This window comes from Acidovorax sp. 93, assembly GCF_003633835.1.
Taxonomy (GTDB): domain Bacteria; phylum Pseudomonadota; class Gammaproteobacteria; order Burkholderiales; family Burkholderiaceae_C; genus Acidovorax; species Acidovorax facilis.
Window position 1 is genome coordinate 4,582,470 of sequence record NZ_RBIT01000001.1, and the last position, 23,458, is coordinate 4,605,927.

At 66.4% G+C, this 23,458-nt stretch carries 17 protein-coding genes; 10 read left to right on the forward strand and 7 right to left on the reverse strand.

Annotated elements, in window-relative coordinates:
• Positions 1 to 30: 30 nt before the first annotated feature.
• Complete coding sequence (locus C8C93_RS20890; RefSeq protein ID WP_121508161.1) at positions 31 to 1,248, forward strand: LysM peptidoglycan-binding domain-containing protein; 1,218 nt, start codon at positions 31 to 33, stop codon at positions 1,246 to 1,248.
• A gap of 87 nt (positions 1,249 to 1,335) precedes the next feature.
• Positions 1,336 to 2,523 (forward strand): DNA-processing protein DprA, encoded by a 1,188-nt coding sequence (gene dprA / locus C8C93_RS20895; RefSeq protein WP_121508162.1) that lies wholly within the window; start codon positions 1,336 to 1,338, stop codon positions 2,521 to 2,523.
• Positions 2,524 to 2,586: 63 nt separating this feature from the next.
• Here dprA and C8C93_RS20900 read toward each other — a convergent pair whose 3' ends face one another.
• The 5 genes from C8C93_RS20900 to C8C93_RS20920 form a co-directional block, all read right to left on the reverse strand.
• A complete protein-coding gene (locus tag C8C93_RS20900; protein WP_121508163.1) occupies positions 2,587 to 4,959 on the reverse strand; it encodes a DUF1631 domain-containing protein in 2,373 nt (790 codons plus the stop codon).
• A gap of 17 nt (positions 4,960 to 4,976) precedes the next feature.
• The gene (gene secF / locus C8C93_RS20905; protein WP_121421621.1) at positions 4,977 to 5,927 is read right to left on the reverse strand and encodes a protein translocase subunit SecF; all 951 of its coding nucleotides are present in this window, start codon (positions 5,925 to 5,927) and stop codon (positions 4,977 to 4,979) included.
• Positions 5,928 to 5,939: 12 nt separating this feature from the next.
• Entirely contained in the window at positions 5,940 to 7,823 is a 1,884-nt protein-coding gene (secD, locus tag C8C93_RS20910; protein ID WP_121508164.1) for a protein translocase subunit SecD, read from the reverse strand.
• 161 nt (positions 7,824 to 7,984) lie between these two features.
• A complete protein-coding gene (yajC, locus tag C8C93_RS20915) occupies positions 7,985 to 8,320 on the reverse strand; it encodes a preprotein translocase subunit YajC (RefSeq protein WP_055400362.1) in 336 nt (111 codons plus the stop codon).
• A gap of 301 nt (positions 8,321 to 8,621) precedes the next feature.
• On the reverse strand, positions 8,622 to 12,197 hold the full coding sequence (locus tag C8C93_RS20920) for an indolepyruvate ferredoxin oxidoreductase family protein (RefSeq protein ID WP_121508165.1): 3,576 nt from the start codon (positions 12,195 to 12,197) through the stop codon (positions 8,622 to 8,624).
• A gap of 190 nt (positions 12,198 to 12,387) precedes the next feature.
• On the opposite strand from C8C93_RS20920, the gene C8C93_RS20925 reads away from it, so the two are divergent.
• The 4 genes from C8C93_RS20925 (at position 12,388) to C8C93_RS20940 (ending at position 19,586) form a co-directional block, all read left to right on the forward strand.
• Positions 12,388 to 12,873 carry an Lrp/AsnC family transcriptional regulator gene (locus tag C8C93_RS20925; protein ID WP_094289647.1) on the forward strand — a complete coding sequence of 162 codons (486 nt, stop codon included), beginning with the start codon at positions 12,388 to 12,390 and terminating at the stop codon, positions 12,871 to 12,873.
• Between the two features lie 386 nt (positions 12,874 to 13,259).
• A complete protein-coding gene (locus C8C93_RS20930; protein WP_121508166.1) occupies positions 13,260 to 16,247 on the forward strand; it encodes a DUF2339 domain-containing protein in 2,988 nt (995 codons plus the stop codon).
• Positions 16,244 to 17,728: a DUF3999 domain-containing protein gene (locus C8C93_RS20935; protein WP_121508167.1), complete on the forward strand. Its 1,485-nt coding sequence runs from the start codon at positions 16,244 to 16,246 to the stop codon at positions 17,726 to 17,728. Before C8C93_RS20930 ends, C8C93_RS20935 begins: the two co-directional genes overlap by 4 nt.
• Positions 17,729 to 17,825: 97 nt before the next feature.
• Positions 17,826 to 19,586 carry an MFS transporter gene (locus tag C8C93_RS20940; RefSeq protein WP_121508168.1) on the forward strand — a complete coding sequence of 587 codons (1,761 nt, stop codon included), beginning with the start codon at positions 17,826 to 17,828 and terminating at the stop codon, positions 19,584 to 19,586.
• Positions 19,587 to 19,728: 142 nt separating this feature from the next.
• On the opposite strand, the gene C8C93_RS20945 is transcribed toward C8C93_RS20940, so the two are convergent.
• Positions 19,729 to 20,283, reverse strand: a complete 555-nt coding sequence (locus tag C8C93_RS20945) for a hypothetical protein (protein ID WP_147433274.1) — start codon at positions 20,281 to 20,283, stop codon at positions 19,729 to 19,731.
• A gap of 845 nt (positions 20,284 to 21,128) precedes the next feature.
• Here C8C93_RS20945 and C8C93_RS20950 point away from each other — a divergent pair.
• Together C8C93_RS20950 and C8C93_RS20955 are read left to right on the forward strand one after the other, a co-directional pair.
• Entirely contained in the window at positions 21,129 to 21,374 is a 246-nt protein-coding gene (locus tag C8C93_RS20950; RefSeq protein ID WP_055402226.1) for a hypothetical protein, read from the forward strand.
• 4 nt (positions 21,375 to 21,378) lie between these two features.
• Entirely contained in the window at positions 21,379 to 21,822 is a 444-nt protein-coding gene (locus C8C93_RS20955) for a hypothetical protein (protein WP_121421615.1), read from the forward strand.
• Between the two features lie 114 nt (positions 21,823 to 21,936).
• Here C8C93_RS20955 and C8C93_RS20960 read toward each other — a convergent pair whose 3' ends face one another.
• Positions 21,937 to 23,160: a murein transglycosylase A gene (locus C8C93_RS20960; RefSeq protein ID WP_121508915.1), complete on the reverse strand. Its 1,224-nt coding sequence runs from the start codon at positions 23,158 to 23,160 to the stop codon at positions 21,937 to 21,939.
• On the opposite strand from C8C93_RS20960, the gene C8C93_RS25275 reads away from it, so the two are divergent.
• Positions 23,093 to 23,269, forward strand: a complete 177-nt coding sequence (locus C8C93_RS25275) for a hypothetical protein (protein ID WP_176885330.1) — start codon at positions 23,093 to 23,095, stop codon at positions 23,267 to 23,269. The two genes, C8C93_RS20960 and C8C93_RS25275, sit on opposite strands and share 68 nt — an antisense overlap.
• Positions 23,266 to 23,394: a hypothetical protein gene (locus C8C93_RS25575; protein ID WP_255424294.1), complete on the forward strand. Its 129-nt coding sequence runs from the start codon at positions 23,266 to 23,268 to the stop codon at positions 23,392 to 23,394. Before C8C93_RS25275 ends, C8C93_RS25575 begins: the two co-directional genes overlap by 4 nt.
• Positions 23,395 to 23,458 lie beyond the last annotated feature (64 nt).

The window sequence follows — 23,458 nt, forward strand, 5'->3', positions numbered from 1 at the left end:
CGTTTCCCAATGCATGAGAAAAGGAACAACATGACAGCATTCACCAGCGTGCGGCGGACCGCCCTGGGCGCGCTCACCATCATCGCTGGCGCTTTGCTGGTCGCACCGGCTCAGGCCCAGACCCCTCCCATCTCCAGCGGTCAGCGCGCCACGGCACAGCAAGTGTCGGAGCGTGGCATCCCCCTGTCCGAGCTGGCGCCCAACGCCCCGGACACCTACACGGTGCAGCGCGGCGACACGTTGTGGGGTATTTCGGGTCTGTACCTCAAGCGGCCCTGGCGCTGGCCCGAACTGTGGGGCATGAACCTCAAGGCCATTGCAAACCCGCACCTGATTTATCCGGGCCAGACGCTTTACCTGGACAAGGATGGCAGCTACGCCCGCCTGCGGACGACACCCCCTGGCGTGCCGGATTCAGAGCCTCAGACGGTGCGCGTGTCGCCCCGCACCCGCAGCGACAGTCTGGCCAGCACGGCGCTCCCCACTCTCAAGTCTCACCTGATCGAGCCCTTCCTCGTGGAGCCTCTGGTGGTGGATGCCGACGTGTTGCAACGGGCTCCCCGCATTGTGGCCACCACCGAAGATCGCGTGCTCATGGCCAGCGGCGACCGCGCCTATGTGCGCGGCGATGCATCTGCCCCCGTCCGTGCAGAACCTGGCGAGCCCCGCTTTTTCCGTGTTTTCCGCGATGCCGTGGCCATGAAGGATCCGGTGACGGGTGAAATCCTGGGGTACGAAGCACAGTACCTGGGCAAGGCCGAGCTGGTGCGTGGCGAGTCTTTTGAAGAGATTCCCAACGGCAAGGGCGGCTATGTCTCTGAATATGTGCCTGCCACTGTGGATCTGTCCGGCACCAAGGAAGAGATACGCGCAGGGGATCGCATCCTGCCAGCGCCTGCCCGGGTCTTCACCAGCTACACCCCACGAGCGCCCCACATCGATGTGGACGCGCGCATCGTCTCCATCTACGGCAGCTTCTCGGCAGCCTATGCCGCCCAGAACCAGGTGGTTGCGATCAACATGGGTTCGCAAGACGGCATTGAGCCAGGTCATGTCCTGTCGCTGCTGACCCAGGGCGACCGCATCAAGGATGTGACTGGCGAGGGGAAGACCATGATCAAGCTACCCAGCGAGAGCAACGGGACGGCCATGGTGTTCCGAACCTTCGACCGCGTCTCGTACGCGCTGCTGCTTGAAATCCGCAGCGGCGTGCGCGTGGGCGACCGCCTGATCAATCCTCAGGAATAACGGCGGACTGGCTGAAGCCGCACGGCTGCCTGTGGGTGGCGCGGTGGCGGGGCTGGCGTTGCCGTGGTTCTTCTATCAACTGCCTCCATGGACCGCGACGAGCTGGGCGCTTGGTTGCGCCTCACGCTTTCCCCGGGCGTTGGCAATGGCGCCGCGCGGCGCCTGCTGGCCCGTTTTGGGCTGCCGCAGGACATCTTCCGCCAACCCGAATCTGCCTTGCAGCACTGTGTGACCTTGGCCCAGGCCAAGGCGCTGTGTACCGTACCCAGCGGATGGGAGGCGTTGCTGGAGACTACCTGGCATTGGCTGGAGGGAGCAGATCCACAAGGACCTGCCCGTGCGGTGATCACATTGGGGGATGCCCGGTATCCACAGTCGCTGCTGGACACCGAAGATCCCCCGCTGCTCATGTACCTGATGGGGGCGGCCCGGCTGGTGGCGCAAAACCCGTTCCCGACCGGCCGGTGCCTGGCCGTGGTCGGCAGCCGCAACCCCACGGCACAGGGCGCGGACAACGCGCGGCTCTTTTCGCGCGCACTGCGGGGGGCAGGCTTCACCATCGTCTCGGGGCTCGCACTGGGTGTGGATGCGGCAGCCCATGAAGGTGCGCTGGATGTGTCCTCCGACCCCTTTGCGGAGGCAACACCCGCCACCATTGCGGTCGTGGGCACCGGGTTGGATCGCGTCTACCCCCGCAAGAACCTTGACCTGGCCCACCGCATCGCAGCCCACGGGGTGTTGGTCAGCGAATACCCCCTGGGCACGCCACCGCTGGCCGCCAATTTCCCCAAGCGCAACCGCATCATCTCCGGCCTCTCTCAAGGCACTCTCGTGGTCGAGGCGGCGTTGGCGTCTGGTTCGCTGATCACCGCCCGAATGGCGGCGGAACAGGGCCGTGAGGTTTTTGCCATCCCCGGCTCCATTCACGCACCGCAATCGCGGGGTTGCCATGCGCTCATACGCCAGGGCGCCAAGCTGGTGGAGTCCGCGCAGGATGTACTGGAAGAACTGCGCATGCCCCCTGCGGCAGGCAAGCAGAGCGCATCTTCTGGCGCTGCCGTGCTTGACGAAGAAGGCAGCAGGGATATCGACACTCGCGAGACCGAAAGCCCCCTGTTGCAGGCGCTGGGTTTTGACCCCATGGGGGTGGATGCCCTGGTGGCCCGCACGGGCATGGATGCGGCGTCGCTGCAGGTGGAATTGCTGGAGCTGGAGTTGGATGGCCATGTGGCGCGTCTGCCCGGCGGCCTGTACCAGCGGCTGGGCAGCGCCTGACGCTGGCGGTGACCTCTCGTTGCCCGGTGGCACAGGCATCGTCTTGATGCCCCTGAAACCGCGTTAGTCCAGCAGCCGCTCGGGGTTTGCGTCCAGCTTGGCCAGTGCATCGCGCGTGGCGCGCAAGGTCAGGCCTTCTTCGTCCTGGGCCACGAGCAAGCCCGCTTGCAAGTACGCAGCCAGCCTGCGCAGCTGGATCAGGTAGCTGCTGCCATCCACGGCTGCGAACAGGTGCAGCTGCTTGCGCTGGCTTTGCCACGCGTACTGCACCTGGGCCGATGCGCCGTTGTGGTCCAGTGTGTACCAGGTGCCAGGCTGCAGTTCCTGGGCCCAGGCCACCATGGCGTCTTCCACCGGGGCGCCGTTGTCGGCGACCACATGAATGGACGAAGCATCGATACCCAGCATCATCTCGATGTTGTCGGCATTGAGCGGCATGTCGCCCAGCGTGGCGTCGCTAATAAAGTCCTCCAGATTGGCCAGGCGCTTGGCCATGGCGTCAATGTGGGCCTGCGGGATGGAGGCCGTCTTGGACAGGAAGGCATCGGCCAGGGTGTCGGTGAGGATCTTGATCTGGGCGTCCTGCGGCGCGCCGTTCACGCCCATGAGGGCCAGCCCCTGGCGCAGTCGCTGCAGCAGGCCAGGAAGATTCTGGATGACCTGCGCGCGGTCGCTGCGGTTGGGCTTGGCACTGGCGGCCCAGACGAGGTCGGCGGCTGTGCGCTTGAGCGAGATGGTGTCTGCGTGCTGGGGGCCGTCGCGCACGGCCGAGAGGGCCAGGACTTCGGCCCAGGTCTTGAACAGAAACTCGCGGATCTCGTCGCGCACCGGCATGTCGCGCAGCATGGTACGCAGCTCGATGGTGTACTGGATCGCCAGCGTCTCCCTTTGCTCCACCTGTTGAGCCACCGTCACCAGGCGCGAGGTAGCCTGCTTTTCGGTGAGGAACTTGGACAGGAATTTCTCGAACTCGTCGTAGACCAGTTGGAACACCCGGCGGCCGGTTTCAGGGTACTGCTCAATCACCTGTACCACGCGGCGGATTTCCGCCTCCAGTGCGCTGCCATTGATGCTGGTCGCATCAAAGCCCATTACGCAGGCGCCCATACGGTCGATCAGCTGGCGCGCTGGGTGGTTGAGGTTGCTGAAAAACTCTGGCTCGGCCAGTGCCACGCGCAGCACAGGCACCTGAAGTCGCGCAAACCACACGCGCACGGCTGGCGGGATGCGGTCCTCGGCCAGGATGCTCTGGAACATCAGGGCCACCACTTCGATGATGGCTTTTTCACCGGCCGTCGAGGCCTTTTTCTTGAGTTCGGTCGAGCGTTCGCGCACGGCACCTGCCAACTGGACCACGGCCGCAGGGCTGTAGTCTTCCATCAGGGTGGCGACACCGCTGTAGTACGTATCGGCGTGCACACGGTGGGCGGTCAGTGCATGGGCCAGCGCCGCAGACGCTGGTGGGGCATTGACCATGTCGAAGCCGGTGGCGGGCTGTGTGAGCAGCCTGCGCAGTTGCCCCATCACACCGTGGGCGCGCTGGCGGGCGCGTGCCAGCGGAGTCATGCCGGTGGCAAACGCAGTGGGCATTCCGTGCTGCGGGTAGCCCGGTGGGGGCATGCGGGACGGATGCTGGGGCATGGGCCGACCGCCTTGGGGAGGCACCATGCCCCCGCGCGCTGCCGCCATGGCATCCCGGGTCTGGGCCAGGGCCTGGGAGGCCAGGCCTCCGGCCCCGGAGTCGTTGCTCCCACCACTGCCGGTGATCGCCCCCCCTGCCGTGCGCCGCACGCGGGACTTCAGGTCCGCCTGTGGCGTCACACCCTGTTCCACATAGAACACGTTGACGGCCTGGTACTGTTTCTGGAGCAGGTTGGCCAACTCCCGCTGCAGCGGATCCACCACGGTCTGCAGGTCGGTGCGGGGCAGTCCGGCCTCCACCCACTGCTCGACCAGCAGCAGGCACACGGCTTCCGGACGGAGGATATCGCTGCTGTCGAGTTCCTGGCCTTCCAGCGACTGGGTGCGCTGCCGCAGTGTGTCGAACTGCTGGCTCACCTGTTCGCTGACCGTCAGGGCCATGCGCGAAGCCAGGATCTTGTTTTCCACCACGTCGTCGCTCAACAGTTCGAACTGGGGGTTTGCGCCATTGGCTGCCAGGGCACCCCGGGTGGTGCTGCTGTGGGGGGCCAACGCATCGCGCCAAGCCTTGCCGGTGCGATCTGTCCAGGCTGCGTGGTGCTGTTGGTACCGCATCCAGGCATCGCGGTGCGACTGCATTTCGCGCGCCGTGCCCGTCTGGGTCATCAGCGTTGTCAGGAGGTCCAGGACCGTCTTGTCCAGGTCCGGGAGCCCTGCACAGATGCCCTCTACGAACCGCTGGCGCGCCTGGCGGGCCAGGCGGCGCTGCGGAACGGAAGAGGGCGTGGGCTGCATGGGCAGATATTAGCGGGTCAGACGGTGGCTCCGGCATGGGGATCATTCGGATCCCCATCTTTTCTGACGGGCTTGACAAGGTCCTCGCGTTTTACGCCGAGCCACATGGCGATGGCGGCTGCCACGAACACGGACGAGTAGATGCCGAACAGGATGCCGATCGTCAGCGCCAGCGCAAAGTAGTGCAGGCTGGGGCCGCCAAAGAAGAACATCGACAGCACCATGGCCTCGGTCGATGCGTGGGTGATGATGGTGCGGCTCATCGTGCTCGTGATGGCGTGGTCGATCACCTCGTGCGTGCTCATCTTGCGGTACTTGCGGAAGGCCTCGCGGATCCGGTCGAAGATCACCACCGACTCGTTGACCGAGTATCCCAGCACGGCCAGCACAGCAGCCAGCACCGACAGAGAGAACTCCCACTGAAAGAACGCGAAGAAGCCCAGGATGATCACCACGTCATGCAGGTTGGCAATGATGGCTGCTACCCCGAACTTCCACTCGAAGCGGAAGGCCAGGTAGATCACGATGCCCACGACCACCATGGCCAGCGCCATGAGGCCGCCGTGCACCAGTTCCTCACCCACCTGCGGGCCGACGAACTCGGTGCGGCGCAGCGTGACCTCGGGGTCAGCGGCCTTGAGCGCGCCCAGCACCTGCTCGCTTTGCTGCGCGGATGTGACGCCCTTTTGCACGGGCAGCCGGATCATCACGTCGCGGGCGGTGCCGAAGTTTTGCACCTGCACGTCCGGATAGCCCAGGCCGGAAACCGTCTCGCGGACCTTGGCCAGCTCGGCGGGCTGGCTGTAGGCCACTTCCATGACCGTACCGCCGGTGAACTCCACCGACAGGTGCAGGCCACGGGTCAGCAGGAAGAACACTGCGAGGGCAAAGGTGATGAAGGAGATCGCGTTGAAGATCAACGCGTGCTTCATGAAGGGGATATCTTTTTTGATGCGGAAGAATTCCATGGCCGTTGTCCTTTAGTTCGTCTTGGCCACGGCGGTGTCGGCATCTGGCTTCCAGACCGTACCGATCGACACGCTCTTGAGCTTCTTCTGGCGGCCGTACCACAGGTTCACCAGGCCCCGCGAGAAGAACACGGCCGAGAACATGCTGGTCAGGATGCCGATGCAATGCACCACGGCAAACCCGCGCACCGGGCCGGAGCCAAAGGCCAGCAGGGCCAGGCCTGCAATCAGGGTCGTCACGTTGGAGTCGAGAATCGTCGCCCAGGCACGCTCGTAGCCCGTATGGATGGCCGCCTGTGGCGAGACACCCGAGCGCAGCTCCTCGCGGATGCGTTCATTGATCAGCACGTTCGAGTCAATGGCCACCCCAATCGCGAGGGCCATGGCGGCAATGCCCGGCAATGTGAGTGTGGCCTGCAGCATCGAAAGAACCGCCACCAGCAGCAGCACGTTCACGCCCAGCGCAATGCTGGAGAACACGCCAAACAGCATGTAGTAGGCGCACATGAAGACGGCAATCGCGATCAGGCCCCAGACCACGCTGTTGATGCCGCGCTCGATGTTGTCGGCGCCCAGGCTGGGGCCGATGGTGAATTCCTCGATGATCTCCATGGGCGCCGCCAGCGAACCGGCGCGCAGCAGCAGCGCGGTGTCGTTGGCTTCGGCCGTGGTCATGCGGCCCGAAATCTGCACGCGCCCGCCGCCGATTTCGGTGCGGATCACTGGCGCGGTCACCACTTCGCCTTTGCCTTTTTCAAACAGCACGATGGCCATGCGCTTGCCTACGTTCTCGCGCGTGATGTCCTTGAAGATGCGCGCACCCTTGGCGTCCAGCGTGAGGTTCACAGTGGGTTCCTGCGTCTGGCCGTCAAAGCCCGGCTGGGCATCGGTCAGGTTCTCGCCGGTCAAGATCACCTGCTTCTTGACAATGACCGGCTGGCCGCTGCGTTCCAGATAGCGTTCCGAGCCGAACGGTACGGGGCCACGGCCAGTCTCGGCGGCGCGGGCTTCGGTGCCCTCGTCCACCAGGCGAACTTCCAGCGTGGCGGTGCGGCCCAGGATGTCCTTGGCCTTGGCCGTGTCCTGCACACCGGGCAGCTGCACCACGATGCGGTCCAGGCCCTGCTGCTGGATCACGGGTTCGGCCACGCCCAGTTCGTTGATCCGGTTGTGCAGCGTGACCATGTTCTGCTTGAGCGCCTGCTCCTGCACCTTGCGCGTGGCTTCGGGCTTGATGGCAACGCGCAGCTTGAACTCAGTGCCCTCGGGCGTGCTGGTGACCTGGAGGTCGGGGAACTGGTCCGCAATCAGGTTGCGGGCTGCAGTCATCGTGGCTTCGTCGCGCACCTTGATGTCGATGTTCTGCCCTTCGCGGCTGATGCCACCGTGGCGGATGCTCTTGTCGCGCAGTGCAGTGCGGATGTCGCCTGCGTACGACTCGGCTTTTTTGGTCAAGGCCGCCTGCATGTCCACCTGCAGCATGAAGTGCACGCCGCCGCGCAGGTCCAGGCCCAGGTACATGGGGTTGGCGTGCAGGGATTTGAGCCAGACGGGCGAGCGGGACACCAGGTTCAGCGCCACGATGTACGAGGGATCGCTGGCGTCGGGTACCAGGGCCTTCTGGATCGCGTCCTTGGCCTTGAGCTGCGTGTCGGGCGCATCGAAACGCGCGCGCACCGAGTTGCCTTCCAGTTCCACGAAGTCTGGCGTGACGCCAGCCGCCTTGAGCACCTCTTCCACCCGCTGCTGCACGGCGGTGTCCACCTTGACGGTGGCTTTGGCCGACGAAACCTGCACGGCAGGTGCCTCGCCGAAGAAATTGGGCAGGGTGTACAACACCCCCACCAGCAGCACGATCACCAGGATCGCGTACTTCCAGACCGGATAACGGTTCATGATCGCGCTCTTATCTCAGTATTTCAGGCGCTGTGTGCGCCGATCCCCTCATGCCAGCGGACACCGTGGAACTGGCGTTGCCAGGCCACGGGCGTCGTCCCCCGTCCCGCGCGCAGCGCGAGGGAAGGGGGAAGCGGCGCAGCCGCTCAGGGGGTTGATCCTCACTTCACCGAACCCTTGGGAAGCACCTGAACCACGGCGCTGCGCTGCAGCTGCACTTCCACGCCGCTGGCGATCTCGATGTGCAGGAAACCTTCGGACAGGCGCGTGACCTTGCCGACGATGCCGCCTGCGGTGGCCACTTCATCGCCCTTGGCAATGGCTTCGATCATGGCGCGGTGTTCCTTCTGGCGCTTCATCTGGGGGCGGATCATGACGAAGTACAGCACCACAAACATCAGCACCAGGGGCAGCATGCCCGTGAGCGTGGACATCATGTCGCCGCCGCCAGCGGCTGCTGCGGGTGCGGTTTGGGCAAAAGCGGAAGAAATAAACACGGACTGGACTCCACAACGGATGTTCAAAATTCACACAACCCACCAGAGGCAAGCGCCATAGCGCCTGTCAGGGCAGAACAGGGCATTGTATGCGGCGCCCCGCCTGTGTCCCCAGGAGGAAGACCCAAGGCGGCAGCGGGTGTTTGCCGCGCCAGGCGGCGCAGGGGATGGATTGACAGTTATTTGGGTAAAAATGGCTGCTAGCGCTTGATGGTTATGCATTTATAGCTCATCAATTAATAGCAAAAAGCCCGCGCCAGGCGCGGGCTCTCCGCCCCAAACGGCCGCTGCGGGCCGTGTGTCAGGCCGCTTGGCGCCGGGGCTCGGTCACCTTGCCGCTGCGCCACTGGGCCATCAGGCCGTCCCATTTGGGGCGTGCCGCTTTCAGGTGGCGCTCCTTCACGTGGCCATAGCCCCGGATCTCTTCAGGGATGCGGGCGATCTCCACGGCCAGCGCCAGGTTGTCGGCGTTCAGGCGGGCCAGCAGTTCGTCGATGCAGGCGCGGTATTCCACGATCAGCGCACGCTCCATGCGGCGCTCCTCGGTCTTGCCGAACACGTCCAGCGCCGTGCCGCGCAGACCCTTCATCTTGGCCAGCAGGCCAAAAGCGCTGCGCATCCAGGGGCCGAAGGGCTGCTTGACGAGTTCGCCCTTGTCGTTCTTCTTGGCCGTCATGGGTGGTGCCAGGTGGTGCACCAGCTTGTAGTCGCCTTCGAACATGTTGGCGATCTTGTCCGTGAAAGCCTGGTCGGTGTGCAGGCGCGCCACTTCGTACTCGTCCTTGTACGCCATGAGCTTGAACAGGTAGCGGGCCACGGCTTCGCTCAGGCGGGTGCCGACGTCCAGCCGCGATTCGGTCGCCTTCACCTTCTCGACAAACGCGTGGTACTCGGCCGCGTAGGCCGCGTTCTGGTAGCCAGTGAGGAATTCGACACGCTTGGCGATCATCTCGGTCAGCGAGGGCTTCTTCACAAACTGGATCACCTGCGCAGCCTGGAACAGCGCCTGCACCGACGCCAGATCGTGCGCGCAGCGGCGGCCCCATTCAAACGCCGCCTTGTTGTTGTCCACCTGCACGCCGTTGAGTTCCATGGCGCGCATCAGCGATGCCAACGTCAGCGGCACGCGGCCCTTTTGCCAGGCGTAGCCCAGCATCAGCGGGTTGGTGTAGATGCTGTCGCCCAGCAGCTGGGTGGCCACCTGCTCAGCGTCAAAGCTGCCCACACCGCCTGCGCCGACCGCCGCGGCAATGGCGCTGTCGCAATTGGCGCCGGGGAACTGCCAGTCCGGGTTGGTCACGAAGGCCGCCGTGGGCGTCCCGTGCGTGTTGAGCGCTACAAAGGTACGGCCCGGCTGCATCACTGCCAGCGTGTACTTGTGGGCCGCCACGATGGAATCGCAACCGATTACCAGGTCCGCCTTGGCCGTATCGACCTTGGTGGTGTAGATGGCTTCGGGGCGGTTGGCGATCTGGATGTGGCTCCAGGTGGCGCCACCCTTCTGCGCCAGGCCGCCAGCGTCCTGCGTGATGACGCCCTTGCCATCCAGGTGCGCCGCCATGCCCAGCAGCGAGCCGATGGTGATCACGCCCGTGCCGCCCACGCCGCCGACCACGATGCCCCAGGCCGCTTCGGCCACCGGCAGCACGGGTTCAGGAATGGAGGGCAGCGCCGACAGGTCGCCCTTCTTTTCCTTCTTGGGCTTCTTGAGCTTGCCGCCCTCCACCGTGACGAAGCTCGGGCAGAAGCCGTTCACGCACGAGTAGTCCTTGTTGCAGGTGCTCTGGTTGATGCGGCGCTTGCGGCCGAATTCGGTCTCCACGGGCTCGACGGAGAGGCAGTTGGACTTGGTCGAGCAATCGCCGCAGCCCTCGCACACCAGCTCGTTGATGACCACGGTCTTGTCGGGCGTGGCCAGGGTGCCGCGCTTGCGGCGGCGGCGCTTTTCGGTCGCGCAGGTCTGGTCGTAGATGATGACCGTGCAGCCCTTGATCTCGCGGAACTGGCGCTGCAGCGTGTCGAGCTCGTCGCGGTGGTGCACCGTCACGCCCTCGGCCAGCGGTACTCCGTCGTACTTCTGCGGCTCGTCGGTCACGATGATGAGCTTGACCACGCCCTCGGACTTCAGGCTGTTCATGATCTGCAGCACCGAGTGGCCTTCAGGCCGCTCGCCCACCTGCTGGCCGCCGGTCATGGCCACGGCGTCGTTGTAGAGCACCTTGTAGGTGATGCTGGTGCCGGCCGCGATCGACTGGCGGATGGCCAGCAGCCCGCTGTGGAAGTAGGTGCCGTCGCCCAGGTTGGCGAACACATGCTGGTCGGTGGTGAACGGCGCCTGGCCCACCCAGGTCACGCCCTCGCCGCCCATCTGCGTGAAGGTGGAGGTGTTGCGATCGGGCATCCAGTTAGCCATGTAGTGGCAGCCGATGCCGGCCACGGCGCGCGAGCCTTCGGGGACGCGTGTGCTGGTGTTGTGCGGGCAGCCGCTGCAAAACCAAGGGGCGCGTTCACCCGTGTCCACCTTCAGCTCCGTCATCGCGCGTTCGCTGGCCTCGATGACGGCAATGCGCGAATCCATGCGCGCGATGATGTCGCTCGATACGCCCAGCTTCTTCAGGCGCTTGGCAATCGCCTTGGCGATGATGGCCGGCGTCAGGTCGGCCTTGGCACGCAGCAGCCAGTTCTGGCTGGGGTTGGGCATGCTCCATTCGCCGCCCGTCGCATCGCCCTCGGGCTCGTCGAACTTGCCCAGCACGTTGGGGCGCACGTCGGCGCGCCAGTTGTACAGCTCTTCTTTCAGCTGGTATTCGATGACCTGGCGCTTTTCCTCCACCACCAGGATCTCTTGCAGGCCTTGTGCAAAGTCGCGGGTGATGGTCGCTTCGAGCGGCCACACCACGTTGACCTTGTGCACGCGGATGCCCAGCTGGCGGCAGGTGTCGTCATCGAGGCCCAGGTCCACCAGCGCCTGGCGGGTGTCGTTGTAGGCCTTGCCGCTGGCAATGATGCCGAAGCGGTCGTTCTTGCCTTCGATGACGTTGTAGTTGAGCTTGTTGGCGCGGATGTACGCCAGGGCCGCGTACCACTTGTAGTCCATCAGGCGCGCTTCCTGCTCCAGCGGCGCGTCGGGCCAGCGGATGTGCAGGCCGCCCGGGGGCATCACGAAGTCCTCGGGCATCACGATCTTCACGCGGTCCGGGTCGATATTGATGCTGCTGGAGGACTCCACCACCTCCTGGATGGTCTTCATGCCCGACCACACGCCCGAGAAGCGGCTCATGGCAAAGGCGTGCAGGCCCATGTCCAGGATCTCTTGCACGCTGCTGGGGAAGAACACCGGCGTGCCGCAGGCCTTGAAGATGTGGTCGCTCTGGTGCGCGGCCGTGCTGCTCTTGCTGATGTGGTCGTCGCCCGCAATCGCGATCACGCCGCCGTGCTTGGCCGTGCCGGCCATGTTGGCGTGCTTGAACACGTCCGAGCAGCGGTCCACCCCGGGGCCCTTGCCGTACCAGATGCCGAAGACGCCGTCGAACTTCTTGCTCTGCGGGTACAGGTCCAGCTGCTGCGTGCCCCAGACGGCCGTGGCACCCAGCTCTTCGTTCACGCCGGGCTGGAAGACGATGTTGTTGGCCGCCAGGTGCTTCTTGGCCGCCCAGAGCGCCTGGTCATACGTGCCCAGCGGGGAGCCCCGGTAGCCGCTGATGAAACCCGCCGTATTCAGCCCCGCCACCGCGTCGCGCTGGCGCTGCAGCATGGGCAGGCGCACCAGGGCCTGCACCCCGCTCATGAAGGCCCGGCCGTGGTCCAGGGAATACTTGTCGTCAAGCGTGACGGTTTCCAGCGCCTTGCGGACGGATTCTGGGAGTGGGGCATTCATGGCTATGTCTCCAATGGCTTTTTTGTGGGGGCCGCGCCTTGTGGGCCGGTGGGGGCAGAGTCCATCCGCCCGTTTAGGGCAGCGACTCCAGTGTGGAGAGAAGTGTATGTCTGCGCCGCTGATATGTCTTTGCGTTCTGTGCCGTGTTTAGGCTATTCTGAGAAAGGATCTTTCTCATTGCTGCCATTTTGTGAACACTCTCGACAAATTCGATATCGCCATCCTCAACGAACTGCAGGCTGACGCCCGCCTGACGAACGCCGAGCTGGCCCAGCGCGTGGGCCTGTCGGCCGCGCCCTGCTGGCGCCGCGTGCGGGCGCTGGAAGAGCAAGGCTTCATCAAGGGCTACCGTGCCGAGATCGACCGGCACAAGATTGGCCTGGGGGTGCTGGCCTTTGTGCGGCTCGATGCCGACCGCAGCACGGGCAACCTCACGCGCAAGATGGAAGAGGCCATCCGCCAGATCCCCGAGGTCGTGTCCTGCCACTACATCAGCGGCACCGGGACCTTCGAGCTGCAGGTGGTGGCGCGCGACCTGGACAGCTTTTCGCAGTTCGCGCGCGACGTGCTGCTGAACCTGCCCAATGTGAAAGACATGCACACCAGCTTCTCGCTGGGCGAGGTGAAGGCCAGTGGGGCGCTGCCGCTCACGCACCTGGCGAGGGTCAAAGGGTGATTGCTATTAGATCAATAGCTATTAGGGCTTGATGGACGGGCGGAGAGGCCTGTTTTTGCCTCAAATCCGGGCAGCGCAAGCCCCCGCCCCGGGGCGAGGGGCTCGATGTGGCTGGGCGCCCTGCGAGGTAACAAGGCGTTAGGGAATGGTTCCTGCGCAGGGTGTGCTGTATAAGCCTGCGGAACCACAGCGGGGCTGCCAAGCTGCCGCACGCACCCTCTCCGCCACGCGCCTGCAAGGCCCTGCACCTCGTGTCCCTGACCGGGGTGTTGGTTCCCAAGGTGGCTGCGCGAGCGGTTGCCGGTGGGTCTACCAATACGATGGCTCCTCTCGCGCACAGCCCCAGGGCCTGCCGACCGGAGCCCCAAAAAGAGGGCGAGGGCAGCATGATCATCTGGGGCATTTTCTGGGGCGCGGTGCTGGGCTCGTGGTTCGGCGGTTACGGCGACTTCGGGCCATTTGTGGGCGGCATTCTGGGCTTTTTCGCCGGGCTGTCGCTGCGCTGGGCGATCCGCTCGGCCATCCGCACCGAGCTGCAGGCGCACGCCACCAAGGCCACCGCCCAGCCCACGCGGGCATCGCAGGCGGCGGCGGTTGCCGAAGACCGGTCTGAGGCGGCGGCGCCCGTGCCGCAAGGGCCCGTGCCACACGCACCCCCTCCACCACCCACCCCCAGCGACGATCCTCGGGATGCGGACGACGCTTTTTGGACCGGCGAACTCACGCCCCAAGGCCTGCCGCGTATCCCCGCGTTGGCCCCGGCGTCGGCCCCGGTGGCCGCCCGCACGGATGCGCCTGCCGCCCCCTCCGAGCCCCGCAAGACAGCCCCGCCCGCGCAGCCCAGCCCCATCGAGCTGGCCGTGCTCGCGGCCAAGAGCTGGCTCCTGGGCGGCAACACCATCGTGCGTGTGGGCCTGGTGATCCTGTTCATCGGCCTCTCTTTCCTCGCGCGCTACGCGGCATCGGCCGGGCTGTTGCCGGTCGAGTTCCGTCTGGCGGCGGTTGCGGCGGTGGGCATCGCGCTGCTGGGGGTGGGGTTCCGCAAGCGCACCGATAAACCCGGCTTTGCGTTGGCCCTGCAGGGCGGCGGCGTGGCGGTGATGTACCTCACCGTGTTTGCCGCGTTCCGGCTCTATGGGCTGCTGCCGCCGCTCTGGGCCTTCGGGCTGATGATCGCGGTCTGCGCGGCGAGTTGCGCGCTGGCGCTGCTGCAGGACTCGCGCGCACTCGCGGTGGCGGCGTTCGCCGGGGGCTTTGCGGCGCCCATCCTGCTGTCCACCGGGCAGGGCAGCCACGTGGGCCTGTTCAGCTACTACACGCTGCTCAACCTGGCCATTCTTTTCATCGCCCACAAACGTTCCTGGCGCTTGCTCAACGTGGTGGGTTTTGTCGCCACCTTCGGCGTGGCCACGGCCTGGGGGGCGCTGAAGTATGTGCCCGATCACTACGCCAGCACGCAGCCCTTCCTCGCGGGCTTTGTGCTGATCTACCTCGCCACTGCCATCCTCTATGCCCGCAACACGCCGACCAAGCTGGGCAAGACGGTGGACAGCATGCTGGTCTTCGGCACGCCGCTGGTGGGCTTTGGGCTGCAGGCCGGGCTGGTGCAGCCGTTTGAGCTGGGTGCGGCCTTCTCTGCGCTGGCCTTTGCGGCGGTCTACCTGCTGACCGCGACCGTGCTGGTGCGCCGCGCGCAAGCCAGCTGGCGCCTGCTCACCGAATGCTTCATCGCCATCGGCGTGGGTTTTGCCACGCTGGCCGTGCCGCTCGCGCTGGACGCGCAATGGACCTCGGCGGTGTGGGCGCTCGAAGGCGCGGGCGCCTTCTGGGTCGGCATGCGTCAGGCCCGCTGGATGCCGCGTGCCTTTGGCCTGGTGCTGCAGGTCGTGGCCATGCTGGCGTTCATGAGCGGCGTGGACAGCGGGGGCCTGCAGGTCTCGCCCCTGCCGCTGGCCAACCCGGCCTTCCTGGGCGCGATGCTGATTGCGTTGCCCGCGCTGCTGCTGGCTTGGTGGCTGCGCCAGCCGCTGCCCCACAGCGGTTCGGCCTGGGCCCAGGGCTATGCCAGGGTGGAGGTGCTGTTGCCCAACCAGGCCTACCTCTACGGCTTTGTCTTCTGGTGCCTGGCCTGGTGGCTGGAGATCACGCGGCGCGTGCCCGGCCTGGAGCAGGGCCAGTGGCCCGTCCCGGTGTTCTCGGACCGCGTTGCCGAACTGCTGGGCATGCTGGCCGTGGTGCTCAGTGCGGCCCTGTCGATGCTGCTCGGCCTGCGCACGCGCTGGGCTGTGGCCACCTGGCCCGCGCGCGCCACCATCGGCGTGCTGGCGCTGGGGTGGGTGACGCAGGCGGTGGACGGCCACCGCGTGCTGACCACGCCCGCCTGGGCCGTGTGGCCCATCGTGCTGGCGCTGCATGGGTGGATGCTGCGGCAGACCGATCGCTGGCAGGCGGCGGACGCTGAGGGCCCGTCCGCCCGAAGCGCGTCGCGCTTCGGCTGGTTCCACGCCGCCACGGCCTGGCTGGTGACCTTGCTGCTGGCCGACTGCCTGTGGTCCGGCATCGGCAAGGCCGAGCTGTGGCGCACCTCGTGGGCCGGTGTGGTCCTGTTGGTCAGCGCGATTGCGGTGCTGATGGTGCTCGCGCTCTGGGCGGGCCGTGGCAACCAGCCTGCGGCACGCGCGGCGCTGCGCTGGCCGCTGAACCCCCATGCCGAGGCTTACTACTGGTTGGCGGCTCTGCCTCTTGCGGTGCTGGTGTTCGGGGGCGCGCTGCTGGCCGCCGTGCATTCGTCCGGACACACGGCGCCGCTGCCCTACATCCCGCTGCTCAACCCCACCGACCTGACCCTGGCGCTTGCGCTGGGCGGCCTGGTGTTCTGGCGGCGCGTGCTGCTCGCAGCGCTGCCGCCCCCGGCCCGCTCGGGCGGGCTCACCGGGCGCCATGCGCTGGTGGCCTTGGCGCTGCTCGCGTTCATCGTGATCAACACCGTGTGGCTGCGGGTGGCCCACCACTTCTTTGGCGTGCGCTGGGATGCCTCGGCGCTGTTCAACAGCTTTGTGGTGCAGACCGGCTACGCCATCCTGTGGACGCTGCTGGCGCTCAGCATGATGGTGCTGGCACACCGCCGCGTGCAGCGGCCGCTGTGGCTGGTGGGCGCGGGCCTGCTGGGCGTGGTGGTGGTCAAGCTGCTGCTGATCGATCTGTCCAACGCGGGTGGTGCCGAACGCATCATTGCCTTCATCGCCGTGGGTGTGCTGATGCTGGTGGTGGGCTACTTTGCGCCTTTACCTCCGAAGTCGCCACCCAAGGCAGCCGCGCCTGCGGAGCCTGCCGCGCCACCGCTGGCGCCATCGCAACCAGAAACACTGCCATGAAGAAGCCTGTCGCCCTGAACCTGCCCCTGGTGCTGGCTGCAGCCGCCCTGTCCCTGTGCGCCGGTGTGGCCCAGGCGGCGGCCGATGCCAACAGCCCTGCGGCCTACGCCATCCGCATTCACGTCACGCTCGCGGCCGATGCGCCGCTGCAGCGCGTGGTGCTTCCCGCCGAGGTGCTGGTGCGCCTGCAAAGCCCGGGCTACGCCGACCTGCGCCTTTTCAACGGCGCGGGCCAGCCCGTGCCCATGGCCCTGGCCGGTGTGGCGGCGGACAGCGCGCCCGAGGAGTCGGTGATCTTGCCCGCCTACCCCATCCTGGGCGCCGCGAGCACAGGCACGGCCGGGCTGGAAGGCCTGTCGCTGCGCATCGAGGAGCGCCAGGGCCAGCGTGTGGTGCAGATCGACATGGCCGCCACGACCACCACGGCAGGCCCTGCCACCCGGCAAGCCGTGCGCGGCGCGTTGCTCGACGCGCGCAATGTGCAGTTGCCCGTGGCCCGCATGGCCCTGGACGTGGATCTGCCTGCGGGCCAGCCCGTGACGTTCCGGGTGCAGGCCAGCAAGGACCTCAAACATTGGCAGCCACTGGCCGAGACCGTGCTCTACCGTGCCGACGCGGCAGCGGCGCCCACGGCACCGGGTCGCCTGGGCAACGAGCAGATCGATCTGCAGCGCGCCGACCTGAAGGGCCACTACCTGCGCGTGACCTGGGGCGACGCTGCCGTGACTCTGCGCGGTGCCACGCTGGCCACCTCGACCAAAACGGGCCCGCGCGAGCGTGTCAGCGCCCGCATGGCCGCGCCCGCCCTGGCCAACCCGCGCGAGCTGGTGTTTGCGCTGCCGTTTGCCACACCGGTCGCCGCGCTTGCCATCACGCCGCCCGGCAGCAATGTGCTGATTCCGGTGCGCGTGCTGGGCCGCAATCACCGCGAGCAGCCCTGGTCGCCACTGGCCAGTGCCGTGGTCTACAAGATGGCAACCGGCGGCAAGGAGCAGGCCAGCGGGCCCGTGGAGCTGGGCGGCGCCTCGGTGCGCGAGATCAAGATCGAAGCCGACCCCAAGACCCCCGGTTTTGCTGCCGCGCCCGCTTTGGCGCTGCAGTTCGAGCCCGCGCAGCTGGTGTTCCTGGCCAGCGGACAGGGGCCCTTCACGCTGGCGGCCGGGCTGCCCGGGGCCACGGCGGCGGCCAGCGCCTTCCTGCCCCTGGCCAGCCTGGTGCCGGGCTACCAGCCCGCGCAAGAGAACCAGCTGCCCGTGGCACTGGCCGATGTGGCCCGGGCCGACATCACCGGCGGCAAGCCCGCAGACGGCGCGCAGGTCCCCGTTGCGGCGGCCAGCGGCGGCATCTCCACGCGCAGCGCCGTGCTGTGGGGCGTGCTGCTGGCGGGCGTGGCGGCACTCGGGCTCATGGCCTGGCTGCTGCTGCGGCAAACCAAACAGGCGGGCCACCAGGCCCCGGCTGCGCCGACCGATGCGGCGTGACGAGACGTGAAAAGGCGCGATGTTTGGCGCAGGCCCGCAGTGGGCTATTTGGCGCTGAGCCACCACGGCCGCGCCAACCGTCGCACAATGCGCAGACATGCCGCCATTGCCGTCCCACGAAAGCACGCGCAGCGTTGCGCCCCCGCCCTCCCCTGATGCCCCGGACCTGAGCGCGGGCGCCCCGCCGCAAAGCGATGCGGCTGCAGATCGTGCCGCGCGTGCGGATCTGGCGCATGGCACCGAAGAGTCCGTTGCCGCCCAGTTGGGGGACAGCGCGGCGCTGAACCAGGCGGCTTCGCTCTCACCGTTTGCGCCCTTGTCGGTGCCCGTGTTCCGCATGCTCTGGCTCACCTGGGTGGCGGCCAACACCTGCATGTGGATGAACGACGTGGCGGCCGCCTGGCTCATGACCACGCTCACCACCTCGCCCGTGCTGGTGGCGCTGGTGCAGACCGCTTCCACGCTGCCCGTGTTCCTGCTGGGCCTGCCCAGCGGTGCGCTGGCCGACATCCTGGACCGGCGCCGTTACTTCATCGCCACGCAGTTCTGGGTCGCGGTCGTGGCGCTGGTGCTGTGTGTGGCCATCTTGGCCGGAGGCATGACGGCGCCGCTGCTGCTGGCGCTCACCTTTGCCAACGGCATCGGCCTGGCCATGCGCTGGCCGGTGTTTGCGGCCATCGTGCCGGAGCTGGTCAGCCGCCCGCAGCTGCCCGCCGCACTGGCGCTCAACGGCGTTGCCATGAACGCCTCGCGCATCATCGGCCCGCTGCTGGCGGGCGCCATCATCGCCAGCGCGGGCAGCGCCTGGGTGTTTGTGCTCAACGCTGTGCTGTCCATCCTCTCGGGCCTGGTCATCATGCGCTGGAAGCGGGTGCACACACCCAGCCCGCTGGGCCGCGAGCGTCTGACCAGCGCCATGCGCGTGGGCCTGCAGTTCGTGCGCCAGTCGCCGCGCATGCGGGCAGTGCTGTGGCGCATCTCCATCTTCTTTCTGCACGCCACCGCGCTGCTGGCCCTGCTGCCGCTGCTGGCCAAGGGGCTCGAAGGCGGCGGCGCGGGCACCTTCACGCTGCTGCTGGCCAGCATGGGCGCGGGCGCCATCACGGCGGCCATGTTCTTGCCGCGCCTGCGCCAGGCCATGGCGCGCGATGTGCTGATGATACGCGGCACGGCGCTGCAGGCCGCGGCCACGGGCGTGATGGCCGTGGCGCCCAATGTGTACGTGGCCGTGCCCGCGATGTTCGTGGCTGGCATGGCGTGGATCACCACGGCCAACTCGCTGTCGGTGTCTGCCCAGCTCGCGCTGCCCAACTGGGTGCGCGCGCGCGGCATGTCCATCTACCAGATGGCCATCATGGGCTCCACCGCGCTGGGCGCCGCCGTGTGGGGCCAGGTGGCCACGGTCACCGATGTGCATGTGAGCCTGGGCATTGCCGCCGCCACCGGCGTGGTGGCCATGCTGCTAGTGCAGCGCCTGGTCGCCGACCGCAGCATGGAGGAGGACCTGAGCCCCTCGCGCGCCTTCAAGGCGCCCGTGGCCGACACACCGCCCGGATCAGGGCACCTGGTGGTCACCATCGAATACTTCATCGACCCCGCCCGCGCCGCTGAATTCCGCGCCGTGATGCAGGAAAGCCGCCGCAGCCGTTTGCGCCAGGGCGCCCTGGGCTGGCAGTTGCTGCACGACATCAGCCAGCCCGCGCGGTACGTGGAGCGCATCGAGGACGAGTCGTGGACGGAGCACCTGCGCCGTTTTGACCGCGTGACGGCCTCGGACGTGGCGCTGCGCGACCGCAAGCTGGCGTTTCATGTGGGCGATGCGCCGCCCCGGGTGACGCGCTGGGCGGTGGAGCAGTGAGGGGCCTCCCCGGGTAGCTATAAATCATCCGCAAATGCCGCTGGTGCAGACAATGCGGTAGCCCGAAAAAAAGGGAACACACGATGGTGTTCCCTTTCAATAGGAGCGTGCAACGCCCCGAAGCCAATGAGCGGCTGTTGGATCAGTCGGGCGAACCGGCCCAGATATCGGAACGCAAGCCCGCATCTGCGCCCACGGCTGCAGACTTCGCGCTCGCCGCCTTTGCCGTGACGTCGGTCACGGAGATCGCCACCGGACGAAGCGCATCGCCGCCGGAAACTTCACGCGAAGTCACACAAAACCATTCGCCTGGAATCGCCGCGACCACTGTGCCAGCATCACTTTCGCGCCCTGGGTTGCGGCCCAGCCATCCTGCAGTATTCGTCCGGATGGGTTTGCCGCTAGCGTCGATAGATGTGGAATTCCAGTCGTCGTTGCTCCCGGTGGAGTTGTCGCTGAATCGGATCACCAGCGTGGGGTTGGAATCGGCAGCCATGCCTTCTGCCAGGACGACGAACACTTTGCTGCCGTCCGGCAACGTTTTCCCACCTGCGCCCACAATCGTGCACGCCGCTGTCAGCGTGTTCTGCGATTGCACCGCAATCGTGCTGATGTTGAGCAGCTCTGCATGCACACCCGTGGCCATCGCCAGGCCCAAGCTCATTCCCAAAACACTCTTCAAAATACCTTGTCGCATGGTGCGATCCTCTCATTGTTAATAACAAACACGATCTGTGCTGGGGCACAGACCTCCTCCCTGTCTTCGGCGCTGGAACAGAACAACTGCCATCGCCATGACGCCACCATGGCACCGCAATGAAGCCCATGCCGACGCAGGCCTGGCAGGTTCGGCGCCCCTGCACTCCGCTGTCAAAAGCGGCGGCTTTGTGCCATCCGTGCGCTTCGCGCGATTCTTGGCTGGCTGAAGGGTTACGGCGGCGATAGGCCGTTGGTCGCCCAGAGAGCCACGACCTGCCGAAGACGAGCGCAGATTCTCAAGGGCCAATCTGGTAGTGGTGCCGTTGACTTTGTAGTCATCTGTAAATGCACTTGGCCCGCAGGTATGGCCATTCACAGGAGGGTTTACAACCTCCGCACGCGCGTCGATGCGGGCGGCGGCGTTGCTTCGTTCCGCGAGTGCCTCTTACAACGCGTCACAAAAACTCCATCGGTTTCACCATCCTGCTCCGGGGCATGTGGGGCTGGCCATTGCTGCATGGCATCAGCCAGTCCGTTCGGTTTGTGGAACGCATCCGCGAGGAAGCCCGGACGGAATACCTGCTGTGCTTTATCGGGTGATGGCTGTATGACGTGGCGCAGCGGGGCCACACGCTGGGGCTTTATGGGGGATGCGCCGCCGAGGGGGACAAGGTGGGCGTTGGGCCGTGGGCTGGGTTTTGTGCGATTTGAGATGTTTTTGGTCGCTAGCGCTTGTGGGGTAAGCGCTATAAGCTATAAATTTTGTAGCATTGTGGCTCGCCTCACTCCGCCCTTCGGGCTGAACGCCCCCGGCCAGTGCGACTCGGTTGAAAATCCCGGCCCATGACCTTCATTTTTCAGATGCTCTACCAAGTGCATCCGCTGCTTCCACTCGCGTATTTGATCGTGCTGGGGAACGGGGTTCTCGCCCCCGCTATCTATTGCGCCGCGCGCGGTATCCCGTATGACATCACGAAGATCTGGTCGTTGGCCAAGCACGGCCAGATCGGCGCGAGATATACCGTGATCTCGTGGGCCGCATTTGCCGCAGCGTCGGTCTTGGTTCTTGTTCTGTATGGGGTGAGATGAACCTATGAATCTCCTCGCGCGCTCCCGCCTGCTGCTTTCTTTCCTGTGTATCGTCCCCTGCGTCCACGCCGCCTCCGACCCAGCCCTGCTCGGCTGCTGGCGCGCCACCAACATCGTGCTGACCACCCCCGATGGCGAAAAGGCCGAAGACACCTCCGGCCGCTGCACCCTGCAGTTTAAGGAAGATCAGTTCGAATCGACCTGCAAGACCGCCAGCGGGACGGCCATTACCACGTACCGTTACCAGGTCGTCCGCCCCCAGGTGTATGCGGCTACCATGGCGGGCAGCACTTTCAGGACGGAGATGGTGGGCTCGACGCGCGAGTACGAGTACCGCATCACGGGCGATCACCTGCGCACTGTGACCGTGCCCCCAGCCATGGCGTTCGCGGCGGCGGCTGCGGCCCAGCGGGTGGAAACCGAAGCGGCAAGGGCGCCGTGCCCGTGAACCCCGGCGGCCAACCACTGGGCGTAGGTTCGCAGAGGGGTTGAGAGTTTGCTATTAATATAATAGCTATTGGCGCTTGCTGAATAAGCGCTGGCGGCAATAATCATCCAACAATCATCGGGGCCACAACGCCCACAGACGCAGGTTCTGCTTCAGGCGCCCGGCGATGTCGCCCGCTTCCGGGCCCCAGCCAGTGAAGAAGTCTGCACGCACCGCCCCCAGGATGGCGCTGCCCGTGTCCTGCGCCAGCACCATGCGATTGAGCTGTACCTGCGGGCCGCTGGAGGCCAGCCAGACGGGTGTGCCGTACGGGATGCTCTGGCGGTCCACGGCGATGGAGCGGCCGGGGGTGAGCGGTACACCCTGGGCGCCGCGCGGGCCGAAGCCTGCGTCCAGCGGGTTCAGAGGCTCCTCGCGAAAGAACACGTAGCGCGGGTTGGTCCACATCAGTTCGTTGGTGCGCTGGGGGTTGGCGGCCAGCCAGGCGCGGATGCCGGGCCAGGTGGCGTCGCGGGTGTAGCCCTGGTCCAGCAGCCAGCGGCCGATGCTTTGGTAGGGCTGGTCGTTGGTGCCCGCGTAAGCCACGCGCACCAGCGACACCGTGCCGTCTGCCTCGGCGATGCGCAGGCGGCCCGAGCCCTGGATGTGCAGCACCATCGATTCCACTGGGTCGCGCAGCCAGGCGATGGCGCGGCCCGCCAGCGCGGCCTGCGCTTCCGGCAGGGTCTCGATCTGCTGGCGCGTGTACCAGGGCTTGCGGGCCCCAAGGCTGGTCGGTATGCGGTAGATGGGCACGGTAAACCCATTGCCTGGCTGGCGGGTGGCCTCCATCATCGGCTCGTAGTACGCGGTGAGCAGGCCTTCAGGGTTGCCGTCGGTTGCTTCAACGCGGTAGGGCTGCAGGCGGGCGATGAGCCACGCGCGTTGCTCGTCGGCGGTGGCAATGCTGAGCTGGCGCACTTCGCTGCACAGCGCGGTGAAGGGGGGCTGGGGGCGTTCGCAGCTCTTGATCCAGGCGTTCCAGGCCTCGTGCAACGCATCGTCGGCAAAGCCCGGCAGCTCGGCCCAGCGCACGGGAATCCAGCGGCTTTTGGGCTGTGACATCGGTGGCGGCAGCGGGCCGGTGTCGCCGGGCAGCACCACGGTGCTGGGCGGTGGTGGCGCGGGGATGGCCCCTGGGCGGGAGGGGCTTGGGGCAGGGGGCGTGGAGCAGGCGGCCAGCGTTCCTACAATCAGCGCCGTCAAAGCAACGCGCAGGAGTGTCAATTTCATGGGGCTGATTTTGCTTGAAGCGCTGCTGGCGCTGGTGTTGCTGGTGGCCATCGTCTGGTGGACGATGTTCTCGGGCCGCAAGGGTGGCGAGCTGCAGCCGCCGCCGCAGGAGCCTTTGCCTCCACCGCCAGCGGCATCCCCCGAGGCAGCTCCCCCACCACCCCCGGCGCAATGACCTTGCCTGCGCGCGGGCAGCGGGCCCAGGCGGTTTCGTCCTACAGCCAGGGTGCCGCTGTGCCGATGGTGCCCCGGCCCGGCTGCAGCCACGATGGCGATGAGCTGGGCGCACCCCATGCCTAGGCCCACCACAGGCCATGCGGCACGCGATCGGAAGTCCCGAAGCGCCCAGCTCCGTTGAATCTTT